This is a genomic window from Streptomyces sp. NPDC045287 (assembly GCF_056432325.1).
In genome coordinates, this window is the sequence record NZ_JBWKJG010000006.1 from 231853 (window position 1) to 246578 (window position 14726).

General features: G+C 75.5%; 8 protein-coding genes and 1 pseudogene. 2 read left to right on the plus strand and 7 right to left on the minus strand.

Translation table 11 applies throughout. From position 1 onward, the window contains the following. The first annotated feature begins 355 nt into the window (after window positions 1–355). Window positions 356–1858: an extracellular catalytic domain type 1 short-chain-length polyhydroxyalkanoate depolymerase gene (locus AC07D6_RS13065; protein WP_479043903.1), complete on the plus strand. Its 1503-nt coding sequence runs from the start codon at window positions 356–358 to the stop codon at window positions 1856–1858. A 99-nt stretch (window positions 1859–1957) separates the two neighbouring features. Here the strand turns inward: AC07D6_RS13065 and AC07D6_RS13070 are convergent. From AC07D6_RS13070 to AC07D6_RS13080, 3 genes and pseudogenes are all read right to left on the minus strand, one after another. Further along, window positions 1958–2461 (minus strand): annotated as a pseudogene (locus AC07D6_RS13070) (O-acetyl-ADP-ribose deacetylase); the annotation flags it as partial. Between the two features lie 44 nt (window positions 2462–2505). Further along, window positions 2506–3927: a phytoene desaturase family protein gene (locus AC07D6_RS13075; protein WP_315877812.1), complete on the minus strand. Its 1422-nt coding sequence runs from the start codon at window positions 3925–3927 to the stop codon at window positions 2506–2508. Window positions 3928–4110: 183 nt separating this feature from the next. After that, complete coding sequence (locus tag AC07D6_RS13080) at window positions 4111–4941, minus strand: inositol monophosphatase family protein (RefSeq protein WP_315877813.1); 831 nt, start codon at window positions 4939–4941, stop codon at window positions 4111–4113. 178 nt (window positions 4942–5119) lie between these two features. Here AC07D6_RS13080 and AC07D6_RS13085 point away from each other — a divergent pair, with 178 nt between their 5' ends. After that, window positions 5120–9736 (plus strand): hypothetical protein, encoded by a 4617-nt coding sequence (locus AC07D6_RS13085; protein ID WP_479043906.1) that lies wholly within the window; start codon window positions 5120–5122, stop codon window positions 9734–9736. 253 nt (window positions 9737–9989) lie between these two features. Here AC07D6_RS13085 and AC07D6_RS13090 read toward each other — a convergent pair whose 3' ends face one another. The 4 genes from AC07D6_RS13090 to AC07D6_RS13105 are packed head-to-tail and all read right to left on the minus strand — an operon-like array spanning window position 9990 to window position 14595. Beyond that, window positions 9990–11006, minus strand: a complete 1017-nt coding sequence (locus AC07D6_RS13090) for a TIGR03842 family LLM class F420-dependent oxidoreductase (RefSeq protein ID WP_479043909.1) — start codon at window positions 11004–11006, stop codon at window positions 9990–9992. Window positions 11007–11019: 13 nt separating this feature from the next. Beyond that, on the minus strand, window positions 11020–12423 hold the full coding sequence (gene hydA / locus AC07D6_RS13095) for a dihydropyrimidinase (RefSeq protein WP_479043912.1): 1404 nt from the start codon (window positions 12421–12423) through the stop codon (window positions 11020–11022). Window positions 12424–12448: 25 nt separating this feature from the next. Further along, entirely contained in the window at window positions 12449–13699 is a 1251-nt protein-coding gene (locus AC07D6_RS13100) for an aspartate aminotransferase family protein (RefSeq protein WP_479044034.1), read from the minus strand. 53 nt (window positions 13700–13752) lie between these two features. After that, entirely contained in the window at window positions 13753–14595 is an 843-nt protein-coding gene (locus AC07D6_RS13105) for a nitrilase-related carbon-nitrogen hydrolase (protein WP_315877817.1), read from the minus strand. Between the last annotated feature and the right edge of the window lie 131 nt (window positions 14596–14726).

A 14726-nucleotide genomic window follows, 5' to 3' on the forward strand; every position in this document is an offset into this window, starting at 1 on the left:
CCTCCGGGGTCGCGGATCGGACGCGCGGAGGCTATGACGGGGTTTCGGCCCGATACATAGGTCTGCGGACCATTGTCCACGGCCTGGTCATGGTGGGCCCCGCCACTCCGTGAGTAGGGGCGGGGAAGGCCCTTGTCTCCCGGGTCCCGTCCCCAGCCGGCCGGTCCTGCCGTGGGCCATGGACACCTGCCACGCCGTGGGCCATGGGCACCTGTCACACAGGGCAACCGGCAAGCCTGGTTGTCCAGCACATGTCAACCGCTCCGAGGGCGCCGTGATGATGCACCTCACCCCACACCGGTCCGTGTCCGGCGTCGGCGCACGGCCGTTCCCACCACTCCAGGAGGCAGTCGTCATGGGACCGTCGCACCCTCCGTCCCGTTCCCCCGGGAGCCGCCGCCTCGTCAGAGGCATCCGCCGCTGGGCCACCGCCGTCGTGGGCGCCCTGGCCCTGACCGCCGGCCCGGTCGTCGCGGCCCCGCAGGCGACCGCCGCGGGACTCACCCAGATCACGTCCTTCGGCAGCAATCCCGGCAATCTGTCCATGTACGCCTACGCGCCCGACACGCTGCCGGACGGCGCCCCCCTGGTGGTCGCGCTGCACGGCTGCACCCAGAGCGCGCACGACTACCACGCGCACTCCGGCTGGTCGAAGTTCGCCGACCGCTACGGCTTCGCGCTGGTCCTCCCGCAGACGAGCAGCGCCAACAACGCCAACTCCTGCTTCAACTGGTTCGAGCCCGGTGACAGCGGGCGCGGTCGGGGCGAGGCCCTGTCGATCAAGCAGATGGTCGACGAGGCCGTCGCCCGGTACGGCAGCGACAGCCGGCGGGTGTACATCACCGGCCTGTCCGCCGGGGGCGGCATGACCGCGAACATGCTCGCCGCCTACCCCGACGTCTTCGCGGGCGGCTCCGTCCACTCCGGGCTTCCCGCCTCCTGCGCGCGCAGCGTCTCCGCGGCGTACACCTGCATGTACGCCCCGCCGGACAGGACCCCGGCCCAATGGGGCGACCTGGTGCGCGCGGCCGCCCCGTCCGGCACGGCCTCCTGGCCCCGCGTCGCGATCTGGCAGGGAACCGCCGACACGACCGTCAAGCCCGCCAACGCCGCGGAGCTGCGCGACCAGTGGACGAACGTGTGGGGCGTCGGCCAGACCCCCAGCCGCACCGAGACCCTCACCGGGGGCACCACGCTCAGCGTCTACGACGACGCCTCCGGCCGGCCCGCCGTCGAGGTGTACTCCGTCTCCGGCATGGCGCACGGCCTCGCGGTGGACCCGGGCAGCGGCGACGGGCAGTGCGGCACCGCCGGCACCTACTACCTCGACAGCATCTGCTCCAGCTACCACACCGCCCGCTTCTGGGGCCTCGACGGCGAAGGCGACGGGGGCGGCGGCCAGAACCCCGGGTCCCTGCCCGCACCCACCGGCCTGGCCGTCACCGCGACCACCGACACCAGCGTCGCCCTGAGCTGGCGGGCGGTCGACGGCGCGTCCTCGTACGCCGTCCACCGCGGCGGCACGAGGGTGGGCACCACCACGGCGACCGCCTACACCGACACCGGTCTGACCACCGGCACGACGTACGGCTACACGGTGGCGGCGGTGGACGCGGCCGGCACGGCGGGCGCGGTCTCCGCGGCGGTGACCGCGACCACGACCGGCTTCACGCCCACGTGCCACACGGCGAGCAACTACGCCCACACGACGGCCGGTCGGGCGTACCAGAGCGGCGGTCACACCTATGCCAACGGCTCGCAGCAGGCCATGGGGCTGTGGAACACGTTCACCGTCCGCACCCTCAAGCAGACCGCGCCCGGCCACTACGTCCTCGCGGACCCCGGCTGCCCGGCCTGACCCTCACTCCGCGGCCCCGGTGGACGCCCGTCCGCCGGGACCGCTCGCGTCCGGCGAGCCGCCGGGGCGGTGGTGCCCACCGCCGTGCCGCGGCGTGCGGACGTGCTCGGCGAACGCCTCGTACGCCCGCTCGTCGAACAGGACGAAGACGACCTCCTCGACCGCGGTCCGCGCGTCCCGTACCGCCTCCACCGCGATCCGGGCGGCGTCGTCCACCGGCCAGCCGTACGCGCCGGTCGAGATGGCGGGGAACGCGACGGTGCGCGCGCCGAGTTCGTCGGCGACGCGCAGGGACTCGCGGTAGCAGGACGCCAGCAGTTCCGGTTCGCCGCCGCCCTCCCGGTACACGGGGCCCACCGTGTGGATGACCCAGCGGGCGGGGAGGCGGCCGGCGGTGGTGGCGACGGCCCGGCCGGTGGGGAGGCCGCCGCCGTAGTGGGAGGCGCGCAGCGCGCGGCACTCGGCGAGGATCTCCGGGCCGCCGGCGCGGTGGATGGCGCCGTCGACGCCCCCGCCGCCCAGGAGGGAGGAGTTGGCGGCGTTGACGACCGCGTCGACGTGCTGGCGGGTGATGTCCCCGCGGGTCAGGGTCAGTTTCGTCATGGGGCGATCCTGCCCGGTCCTGCCCGGTCCCGCCCGGCGTGTCCTCAGCGCGGCTGCCGGCGCAGGTGCCGCCAGACCGCCTTCGCGGCGTTGTGCCCGGACATGCCGTGGACGCCGGGTCCGGGCGGGGTGGCGGAGGAGCAGAGGAAGACCGCGGGGTGCGGGGTGTGGTAGGGGCGGAGGGTGAGGCGGGGCCGGAGGAGGAGCTGGAGGCCGCGGGCGGCGCCGCAGGCGATGTCGCCGCCGACGTAGTTGGCGTTGTGGGCGGCCATCTCGGGCGGGCCGGCGGTGGCGCGGGCGAGGACGAGGTCGCGGAAGCCCGGCGCGAAGCGTTCGATCTGCCGCTCGATCGCCTCGGTGAGGTCGCCCTCCCAACCGTTGGGGACGTGGCCGTACGCCCAGAAGACGTGCTTGCCGGCCGGGGCGCGGCCCGGGTCGACGACGCTGGGCTGGGCGGTGATCAGGAACGGCGTGTCGGGCGCCGTGCCGCCGGACGCCTGGCGCAGGGCCGTGCCGATGTCGCGGCTGGAGGGGCCGACCTGGACGGTACCGGCGCGGCGGGGCTCCTCGGCGGTCCAGGGGACGGGGCCGTCCAGCGCATAGTCGATCTTGAAGACGGAGGCGCCGTACCGGTAGCCGTCGTAGAGGCCGCCGAGGCCGGCGATCCGGGCGAGGGCCGTGGGCGAGGTGTCGAAGACGTACGCGCGGGCGGGCGGCAGGTCGTCGAGCCGCTTCACCTCGTAGTCCGTGTGGACGGCGCCGCCGAGGTCCCTCAGGTACGCGGCGAGGGCGTCCGAGATGGACTGGGAGCCGCCGCGCGGCAGGGGCCAGCCGCGGGCGTGCGCGGCGAGCGCGAAGACGAGGCCGATGGCGCCGGTCGCGAAACCGCCGAGCGGGGCGATGACGTGGGCGACGAGCCCGGCGAACAGGGCGCGGGCGCGGTCGTCGCGGAAGCGGCGCATCAGCCAGGTGGACGGGGGCAGGCCGTCGACGCCGAAGCGGGCGAGCGTGACGGGGTCGCGGGGCAGCGCGGTCAGCGGCAGCGACATGAAGTCGCGGGCGAGCGTGTCCCACTTGCCGGTGTACGGGGCGACGAGGCGGCGGTACGCGCCGGCGTCGCGCGGCCCGAACGAAGCGGCCGTCTCGGACACGGACCGGGACAGCACGGCGGCCGTGCCGTCGTCGAAGGGGTGCGCCATGGGGAGCGGGGCGTGGAGCCATTCGAGGCCGTAGCGGTCGAGCGGCATGGCGCGGAAGGCGGGCGAGCCGACGCCCAGCGGGTGCACGGCCGAGCACGGGTCGTGACGGAAGCCGGGGAGGGTCAGCTCCTTGGTGCGGGCTCCGCCGCCGACCGTCCCCTTCGCTTCGAACACGGCCGTGGAGAAGCCGCGGCGGGCCAGCTCGACGGCGGCGGTCAGCCCGTTGGGGCCCGCCCCCACGACGACGGCATCGAGCATCGACGGCACCTTCGGACTCCTTCGTCAGCCGACGGCCAGGACAGCCCAGGATAGGACGCCGCGTCCGGCCGCCCGGCGGCGGGCGGCCGTCGCCGGGCGGACAGCGGCCCTCACGGGGCGGGCAGCGGCGGCCGGCGACCGTCGACGGGGGCGGACAGCGGCGGTCGGCGGCCGTCGACGGGCGGTGGTGCGTCACTGGGGGCGGAGGAGGGAGGCGACCCGCGCGGCCGTCGCCGCGTCCCGTGCCGCCGTGAACGGCAGGGCGTTGCCGCCGGTGACGCGGAACGGGACGCCGTCGATCGTGCGGTGCGCGCCGCCCGCCTCCGTGACGAGGAGGAGGCCCGCCGCGTGGTCCCAGGCGTACTCCCACGTGAAGGCGACCGCGTCGCAGTCGCCGCGCGCCACCGCCAGGTACGCCAGTCCCGCCGAGCCGCACGGCCGGGGGTCGACGCCCTCGACGGCGAGCCCCCGGAGGGCGCGCTTCTGCGCGGGCGTGGTGTGGTCGGGGTGCGCCGTGGCGACCCGGAGCACCGCTCCCGGACCGGGCGTACCGGCCCGCAGCTCCTCGCCGTTCAGCCGGGCGCCCCCGCCCCGTACGGCGACGGCCGTCTCGCCCAGGGCGGGCGCGTGCGTCCAGGACGCCAGGAGCCTGCCGTGCCGGGCGAGGGCGACGAGCGTGCAGAACCCGGGTTCGCCGCGGACGAACTGGCGCGTGCCGTCGACCGGGTCGACGATCCACACGGGCGCGTCGCCGCGCACCGCGTCGTACGCGCCCGGGTCGGCGTGGACTCCCTCCTCCCCCACCACGGCGGAGCCGGGCAGCAGTCCGCTCAGGGACTTCGTCAGACGCTCCTCGGCCGCGCGGTCGGCGACGGTGACCAGGTCGTGCGGGCCGGACTTCTCGTCGACCTCGTGCGCGGCCAGCCGTCGCCAGCGAGGCATGACCTCGTCGGCGGCGGCCCCGCGGACCGCGTCCTCGACGGCGGAGAGGAAACCGGTGTCGTCCAGAAGGTCATCGATCATGTGTCCATCACACCACGCCCCACTGACGTGCGGGGTTCACGGACGGTGACGCCCGGTGGCGCGGGCGGCCCGCGCCGCCACCCGCCGTTCCCCGGGGATTCACCGCCGGCGGCCGCGCGGCGCCCGACTCCCGCCCCGGGCGGGGGCGTTGTCGGTGGGGCCTGTCAGGATCGGCGGCATGAACGTCCACGTCCCGCTCCCTTCGGAGCTCCACAGGTCGCAGGTCTACGTCGACTGGGTGCGCGCCCACGACCCGGGGGCCGAGCCCGCCGCGCTCGCGCTGCTCGACGAGGTGGGGCGGGGGGTGCACCGGGCACGGGAGAAGCCGGGCCGGTACGTGGAGGGCCTGGAGCGGAGGGCGCGGGAACTGCCGCCGGCCCACCGGCCGTGGTTCTGGGACACGGTGGCGCACCGGCTGTGCGGCTGGAGCGACCGGTACGCGGGCCGGGCGTTCGCCCTGGCCCGGAAGGCGGTACGGGAGCACACGCTGCCGGTGGACACGGCGTGGCACGCGGCGAACGTGCGGCTGCTCGCCGGGGCGGGGGCGCTGCCCGCGAAGGAGCTGAGCGACCATCAGCGCTGGCTGGCGTCGGTGTTCGACGCCGGGGAGGCGCACGAGGAGTTCCTGCGCGTCCTGGCGGCGTGGGCCGCGTCGCCGGGTGAGCTGCCCGCCGACCTGGCCCGCCGCGTCCGGGCGTCGGCCCGTGCCGCCGGGCTGGGCACGGCGGAGGACGCCCGGGTCCTCGCGCGCGCGGTGGGCGGGGCGCGCGGCAGGGCGCTGCCGGACGCGCTGCTGGACGCGGTCGCCGCGCTCCTGGAGGAGCATCCGCAGGACGACGGGGTGTACGCCGCGCTGGTGGACGTGTTCCCGGACTCCCGGGGCGACGCGGCGGCCTGGCTGCGGCTGCTGCTGCGGTCCGGGGCGGCCGACGCGGTGGCGGCGGGGAGGGTGACGCCCGAGGGCGGGGTCGCCGGGTGGCTGGGCCGGTACACGCGCGCGTACTCCCACGGGCGGCGCGGCGGGGGCGTGTTCCGGCAGCGGATGCCGAAGGAGCTGTTCGACCTGGTGGCCCGGTTCGCGCCGCGGCTGCGCGCGGCGGGGGTGCCGGTGCGGCTGCACGAGGACCGCTACCGCTACCCGGGGCTCGACGCGGACCTGCTCGACGCCTGCCTGGCCGAGGGGGTCGCCGTGGAGGATCCGGGGGACGCGGTGCGGCTGGAGTTCTGGGGCGCGCGGTCGCGGCGCGACCTGAAGGCCCTCGCCGCCGACCCGGTGTTCGGGCGGCGCCTGGAGGGCACGGTCCACGCCGGGCTGCGCGGCGGCGGCACGGCGATCACGCGGATGCCGGAGAACGCGGGCATCGCGGCGGAGGTGCGCGCCCGCGTCGAGGCCCTGCTGGGGGAGGTGCGCGGCGGCGGGGTCGCGGCGGCCGACGAGGCGGTGGACGAGTTGGCGAAGCTCCTGGACCGGCCCACGGCGACGGCGCTGGACGGCGTCGAGGAGGCGCTGGCCGCGCTCGACCTGTCCGGCCCCCTGGCGCGCGCCCTGCGGGCCGGGCTGCCCGAGGAGCTGGGCTGGCCCGCCCTGGAGGCCGTCGTCGACGGGTTCGGGCCCGGCGGGGTGCGCGGCGTGACCTGCACGTGGCCCGTGCTGACCGTCTACGGGCGGGACCGGGCCGTCGCCGTCGACCACGCGGGGCGCCGCGCCTCGTGCGCGTTCGCCGTCCCCGAGGACGCGACGATGCACGTGGCGCACTTCGCGGGCGGCCGGTTCCTGGTGAGCTGGACGACGGAGGAGGGGGGCTCGTACGGGACGCACGCCTTCTGGTCCGACCGACCGGACGAAGTGTTCGAGCCGGAGCACCGCATCGGCCTGCGGCCGTTCGACGGGCTCGTCGACGGCGCGTTCGGCTACCAGTTCGCCTCGGCGGACGGCGGCGGTCGACACGACGGGAGCCGCGTGCTGCGGCCCGGCGACCGGGACGGCGTCGACCACCGCGAGCTCCAGATGAGCGACGGGACGCGGCTGTGGAGCGCCCGGGTCTTCGAGGGCGACTGGGAGCGCGTCGACCCGGTCACGGGCGCGCTGCTGGGGGACCGCACGCCGCCCGCGTTCCACCGGGACGGCGAGGTGCCGCCGGGACGGGCCGTGTTCGCCGACTCGCTCACGCTGGCGGCCCTGCCCCCGGGCGCGCCGCCGTCACCGCTGGGGCAGGACGGGCGGCTGGTCGGCTGCCGGGTGCTGTACCGGACGCCGTACGCGGGGCCGTCGCCGACGGACTTCCTGCTGGAGGGGATCGACGGCCGCCGGGGCCGGTTCCGCAGTGTGAAGCCGGGGCGGCGCCCGTGGGGGATCGTCCGGATGCCGGCCGGCGGCGAGGACGCGGTGCTGGTCGAACCGGACGACGTGCGGGTGCACGCCGTGGAGGACGGCTCCCTGCTGTGGGAGGCGCACGGGTTCCCGGGCGGCGAGCGGCACAGGTGGCGCAGACCGTCCGGGCACGCCGTCGGGCCGGTGCCCCCGCCCGCGTACTGGCACTTCCTCACCCCGCGGGACGAGGCGTCCTCCAAGGCGCTGCGCGCGGTGGACGACGGCGCCGTGCGCGCGCTCCTCGACGCGGCCCGCGGCGAGGGCGGCGGGGCGGCGGTGCGGGCCGAACTGGCGCGCGTCCTGCCCGAGGTGACCGAGCCGCGCGTGGCGGCCGGCGTGGTGCGGGCGTCGTTGCTCGCCGCGGACGTGCTGCGGCGGCGCGAGGAGCTGTCGCGGCGCGTGGCCGCGATGCGGTCGGGACCGGTGGTGGCGCTGCCGGACGAGGTGCCGGACACGGTGCTGCTGCCCGCGCTGCACGGGCTGCTGCCCGCGCTGCGGCCGTACGAGGCGCACACGGCCCGGCCGCTCCCGGCGACGCTCACGGCGGTCGCGGCGGACGGCCGCCGTCTGCGCGGGGAGATCGACGAGGAGACCCGCTCCCTGGCGCCGCCGGCACCGCCCGGGGAGTGGGCGGCGCTGGTGGGCCGGATCGACGCGGTGGCCTGGCGGGCGGCGGTGGAGACGACGGACGGCGGGGAGCGGGCGGCCCTGGCGGCGCTGCTGCGCACGTGGAGCGGGCAGCCGTTCGCCGAGCGCGGCGGCCGGTGGCGTACGGGCAGGGCGCCGTACGGGAGCCTGGACGCCTGCCGGTCCGCCGGGGGCGTGCTGGTCACCGGCGCGGAACGGGGCGGCACGGCGCGGTTCCTGCAGCGGGCCGCCGACCCCGTGCCCGAGGGGGCCGACGACGTGGTGGCGGTCGCCGTCGACCGGGACGACGCGGCGCGCCTGCCGCGGCTGCTGGAACTGGTGGAGCGGCACGGACCGCTGCCGCTGGCGCCGGAGGCACTGGACGTCTTCGCGCGGCGGACGGGCGTGCGGCGCCCCTTCGCGGCGCTGGTGCTGGGCGGCCTGCCGCGCCGCGAGCGGTACGACGACGACCGGAAGATGTTGCGGTCGAAGCCGTACGCCGTGCCGAAGGCGGTCGCCGAGGCGTACGTGACGCTGTGGAACGGGCTGGACGCGCGGAAGCGTGCGGCGGTCCTCGCCGCGGGCGTGCCGGAGGACCCGGCGGAGCTGTGGGCGGACGGCGGGATGACCGCGGCCGCCGAGCGGATGGCGCGGGTGTGGACGGAGCTCGTCGGTTCGGCGGTGTACGTCGACGAGGAACTGGCCGGTGCGGTGGAGGCGGACCTGGGGCTCGGCCCGGACTGGGCGCGGAGCCTGGTGACCGGGGAGCCGCCCGCGGGGGTGCCGGGCCGCGACGGGACCGGGTTCGTGCTGGTGGGGAACCGCACGGGCGGCCTCACCGTGCACGAGGCGGCCGCGGACGGCACGGCCGGCGCGTACGTGGGGCCGCGCGTCCTGGACGAGCGGCTCGTCTCCCTCGTCGTGTGGGCGCTCACCGAGCGGCCCGTCGGCGATCCGGCCGTGGCCTCCGCCGTGGCGCTCCACGCGTGGCTGCGGGGGTTCATGGACGACCCGCGGACGCTCGTCCCGCTGTACGGGGAGCGGAGGCTGGCGGAGGCGCTGGCCGCCGACCCGGCCGTCCCGCCGTACGCGGGTTCGGTGCTGCCCTGCCCGCAGCCGCCGGTCGAGGGGGCGGTGCCGGTGACCGGTGTGTACGACGACGGGGCGTTCGTCGTCGCCGTGCCCAGCGGTGACGTGTTCCTGCGGACGGCCGCGCTGGGCGATCCGGAGCGGCTGGAGCGGGCGGTCCGGCTCTGCGGCGGGTTGGGCCGGCGGTGGCTGCTGGAGAAGATCGAACGCCTCGTGGAGATACGCGCCGGCGGGGTGGTCCGCATGGTGGAGCGCGCGGCGGCGACCCCGGTGCGGCCGGGCGGGTACGAGCCGAACCCGGCGCTGAGCGTCCCCGGCCTGGTCGCGGAGGCGGCCGGTGCGCTCGGGGTCGGCGCGGACGCGGCGGCGCTGTACCTCCAGTTGCTGGCGCTGGCCCGGCCCACGGACCGGAACGTCCGCCGCTGGAACGGCTGGTCGGCGGCCCGGCACCGGGCCGCCCAGGCGGAGCTGGTGGCCGTGGGCGCCGTCGAGACGGGCCGGCGGGCCCGGGCGGGGCGCACGGCGTTCGTCCCGGGTCCGTGGACGGAGGTGAAGGCGCCCGAGCTGCCGCTGGAGACGGCGAAGCTGGCGGCGCACCGGGCGTCGGTCTCGCGCAAGGAGGTGTCGTCGGCGGGTGTCCGGCTGCTGCCGCTGGTGCCGCCGCACGAGTTGTTCGCCGGGGCGTGGGCCGCCCGGCCCGGCGCCTGACGGGCCGGTGGCGGGCGGGCGGTTCCGAGCCGGTGGCGGGCGGGCCGGTGCCTGACGGGCCGGTCCCGAGCCGGCGTCTGACGGGCCGGTTCCAAGCCGATGGCGGGCGGGCCGGTGCCTGACGGGCCGGTCCCGAGCCGGTGGCGGGTGGTCGGGCCGGTGGCGGGCGGTCGGCGCCGGTCGCCCGCCGGGCGCGCCCTCCCGCGGTCCGCGGCGCTTCGGGGCGGGGCGGGGCGGGACGGGGTGCCCGCGGTTACGCGTTCACCGCGGGGATGACCTCCCCGCCGTACGCGTCGATCACCGCCTCCTTCGCGTCGTGCATCGCGTACAGCGCGAACTGGTCCACGCCCAGCTCCCCCAGCGCGCGCAACTTCTCCACGTGGGCCGACGCCGGTCCGATCAGGCAGAACCGGTCGACGATCTCGTCGGGGACGAAGTCCGTCGACGGGTTCCCCGCGCGGCCGTGGTGGCGGTAGTCGTAGCCCCGGCGCTCCTTGACGTACGCGGTGAGGGCCTCGGGCACCAGGCCGGAGTGCTCGCCGTACCGGGCGACCAGGTCGGCCACGTGGTTGCCGACCATGCCGCCGAACCAGCGGCACTGCTCCCGGGCGTGTGCGAGGGCCTCCGGCGAGTCGTCGGCGGTGACGTAGGCGGGCGCGGCCACGCAGACCGCCAGGCCGGAGGGGTCGCGTCCGGCGTCCACCGCCGCGCTCCGCACCGCCCTGACCATCCACCCGGTCAGATACGGGTCGGCCAGTTGGAGGATGAACCCGTCGGCCTTCCGCCCTGCCAGGGCCAGCGCCTTCGGCCCGTACGCCGCCATCCACACCGGGAGCCGTCCGTCACGGACCCAGGGCAGCCGCAGCGGCTGCCCGCCGACGACCGCCTCCCGGCCCTCGGCGAGGTCGCGGATGACGTCGATGGCCTCGCCGAGCCGTGCCAGGGTGTCGGGCTCGCGGCCGGCGACGCGCATGGCGGAGTCGCCGCGGCCGATGCCGCACACGGTCCGGTTGCCGTACATGTCGTTGAGCGTGGCGAAGGTGGAGGCGGTGACCTCCCAGGTGCGGGTCCCCGGGTTGGTCACCATGGGGCCGACCGTGAGCCTGCTCGTGTGCTCCAGGATCCGGCTGTGGATGACGAACGGCTCCTGCCACAGCACGGCCGAGTCGAAGGTCCAGCCGTAGCGGAAGCCGTTGCGTTCCGCGCGCCGTATCAGGCCCACGACCCGGGAGGCGGGCGGGTCGGTCTGCAGGACGAGTCCGAAGTCCATGGCGGCGGCCTCCTCAGCCGAGGTACTGGCAGGTGGAGCGCGGCGTGTACACGCCGTGTCCGGCGCGGCCCGTGTACGTGCGGCGGTCGATGACGGGTTCACCGCGCGACAGGACCGTCTCGACCCGGCCGGTGACGGTCCTCCCCTCGTACGCCGAGTAGTCGACGTTCATGTGGTGCGTCCGGGCCGACAGGACCTGCGTGGCGTGCGGGTCGTAGACGACGATGTCCGCGTCGGCGCCGGGCGCGATGGTGCCCTTCTTCGGGTAGAGGCCGAACATGCGGGCCGGGGTGGCGCAGGCGATCTCGATCCAGCGGCGCCGCGAGATGTGCCCGTCGACCACGGCCTGGTGGAGCAGGTCCATGCGGTGCTCCACCCCCGGCAGCCCGTTGGGGATCTTCGAGAAGTCCCCCCGGCCCAGCTCCTTCTGGCCCCGGAAGCAGAACGGGCAGTGGTCGGTGGAGACGACTTGGAGGTCGTTCGTCCGCAGCCCCCGCCACAGCGCCGCCTGGTGCTCCTTCGGCCGCAGGGGCGTGCTGCACACGTACTTGGCGCCTTCGAAGTCCGGTTCCGCGAGGTTGTCGACGGTCAGGAAGAGGTACTGCGGGCAGGTCTCGCCGAAGACCGGCAACCCCTTGTCGCGGGCGGCGGCGAGCTCGGCGACGGCCTCCTCGGCGGAGACGTGCACGACGTAGAGGGGCGCGCCCGCGACCCGCGCGAGCTGGATGGCGCGGTGCGTGGCCTCCGCCTCCAGCAGGACGTGGCGGACCTCGCCGTGGTGGCGGGGGTCGGCGTCGCCGCGGGCGAGGGCCTGCTCGACGAGGACGTCGATGGCGATGCCGTTCTCCGCGTGCATCATGATCAGCCCGCCGTTGAGGGCGGAGCGCTGCATGGCCCGCAGGACGCGGCCGTCGTCGCTGTAGAGGAGGCCGGGGTAGGCCATGAAGAGTTTGAAGGAGGTGACGCCCTCCTCCACCAGCAGGTCCATCTCCTTGAGCGAGGAGTCGTCGACGTCGGAGAGGATCATGTGGAAGGCGTAGTCGACGGCGCACCTGCCGTCGGCCTTGGCGTGCCAGGCGTCGAGTCCTTCGCGCAGGGTGTGGCCGACGCCCTGGACGGCGAAGTCGACGATGGTGGTGGTGCCGCCCCAGGCGGCGGCGCGCGTCCCGGTCTCGAAGTCGTCGGACGCGAACGTGCCGCCGAAGGGGAACTCCATGTGGGTGTGGGCGTCGACGCCGCCCGGGATGACGTACTTCCCGGTGGCGTCGATGGTGCGGTCGGCGGTCCACGCCGCGGCGGCCCCGCTGCCGTGGGCGGCGAGCGCGGCGATCCGGCCGCCCTCGACGAGGACGTCGGCGTGGGTCTCCTCGGCGGCGGTGACGACGAGGCCGCCCCGGACGAGGGTGCGGGTGGTCATGGCGTGTCGGCCCCTTGCTGTGGGCTTACCGGAGGGTGCGCAGGGCCTGCTGGAGGAGGGCGGCGCCTTCCTCGGCCTCGGCGACGGTGAGGGAGAGCGGCGGGGCGACGCGCAGGACGCTCGTGTCGTGGCCGCCGCCCTTGCCGATCAGCAGTCCGTGCTCCCGGGCCGCTTCGAGGACGGCCGCGGTCGCCTGGGGGTCGGCGGCGCCGGTGGCGGGGTCGGCCAGTTCGATGCCGATCATCAGGCCGCGTCCGCGCACCTCCCGTACGCGGTCGATGCCGGCGCCGATGGCGCGGAGCCGTTCGAGGAGGAGGCCGCCGACGCGCCGGGCGTTGCCCTGGAGGTCGTGTTCGAGGAGGTACGAGAGGTTGGCGAGGCCGGCGGCCATGGTGACCGGGGAGCCACCGAAGGTGGAGATGGAGTGGGCGGTGAGGCAGTTCATCACCTCGGCGCGGGCGACGACGCCGCCGATGGACATGCCGTTGCCGATGCCCTTGGCGAAGGTGAGGATGTCCGGCGGGCCGCTCGCGGCGTGCGCCTGCCAGCCCCAGAAGTGCTCGCCGGTGCGTCCCCAGCCGGTCTGCACCTCGTCGCTGATCCACAGGATGCCGTGCCGGTTCAGGACCTCGCGGAACGCCGCGTACAGCCCGTCGGGCGGGAGGGTGAAGCCGCCGACGCCCTGGATCGGCTCGGCGATCAGCGCGGCGATGTCGCCGGTCTGGCCGATGAGGTCTTCCAGGTCGGCGACGCAGGCGGCGGTGAAGTCCGGGTCGGAGAGGTGCGCGAAGGGGCCCCGGCCGCGGACGGCGCCGTGGACGTACAGCGTGCGCAGCCCGGAGTGGCCGGTGGTGGCCCAGGCGTGGTTGCCGGTGACGGAGACGGCGGAGAAGGACCGGCCGTGGTAGCTGTTGCGCATCGCCAGGATCTGGTGGGTGCGGCGGTACGCGGTGGCGAGGAGGAGGGCGGTGTCGTTGGCCTCGGTGCCGGAGGTGGTGAAGAAGACGCGGGCCTCGGGGATGCCGGAGAGGGCGGCGACCCGTTCGGCGAGCTCCACCATGGGGCGGTTGAGGTAGAGCGTCGAGGTGTGGAGGATCCGCCCGGCCTGCTCCGTGACGGCCTTGGTGACCTCGGGGAGGGCGTGGGCGGTCATGGTGGTGAGGATGCCGCCGAAGAAGTCGAGGTAGCGGTTGCCCTCGGCGTCCCAGACGTGGCGGCCCTCGCCGTGGGTGATCTCGACGGGGCTGTCGTAGTAGAGGGTCAGCCAGTCGGGCATGACGGCCCTGTGGCGGTCGTGGAGGTGCCGGTGGATGTGGAGGGTGCGGTCGTTCACGGTCGTACCAGCCCTTCGTACGCGTCGGGGCGCCGGTCCCGGTAGAAGGCCCACTGCTGCCGTACGTCCTCGATGAGGCCGAAGTCGAGGTCCCGCACGAGGAGTTCCTCGTCCTGGTCGGAGGCGGTGTCCCCGACGATGCGGCCGCGCGGGTCGACGAAGTAGCTGGTGCCGTAGAAGTCGTTGTCGCCGTACTCCTCCTGGCCGACGCGGTTGATGGCGGCGACGTAGTACGCGTTGGCGACGGCGGCGGCGGGCTGCTCCAGCTTCCAGAGGTGGGCGGAGAGACTGCGGTGGGTGGCGGACGGGTTGTAGACCAGTTGGGCTCCGTTGAGCCCGAGTTGGCGCCAGCCCTCCGGGAAGTGGCGGTCGTAGCAGATGTACACGCCGACGCGGCCGACGGCGGTGTCGAAGACGGGCCAGCCGAGGTTGCCGGGGGTGAAGTAGAACTTCTCCCAGAAGCCCTTCAGCTGGGGGATGTGGTGCTTGCGGTACTTGCCGAGGTAGGTGCCGTCGGCGTCGACGACGGCGGCCGTGTTGTAGTAGAAGCCGGGCCCCTCGGCCTCGAAGACCGGGGCGACGACGACCATGCCGGTCTCGCGGGCCAGGTCCCGCATGCGGCTCACGGTCGGGCCGTCGGGGACGGGTTCGGCCCAGCGGTAGTGCTCGGTGTCCTGTACCTGGCAGAAGTACGGGGCGTTGAACACCTCCTGGAAGCCGATGATCCGCGCGCCCCGGGCGGCGGCCTCGCGGGCGTACTCCTCGTGTTTGGCGACCATCGAGTCGGTGTCGCCGGTCCAGGCCGCCTGGACGAGCGCGGCGCGCACGGTGGGGGACATGAGCTGCTCCTTCGGCACGGCGCCAGAGAGCCTCTACGCACGTAGAGCGATCCGTAGGAGGAGAACGTAAGCCTCGTCACACCGCGGAGCAAGACCGCCACCGCCTCCCACCGGACTCGATCACATTTCGT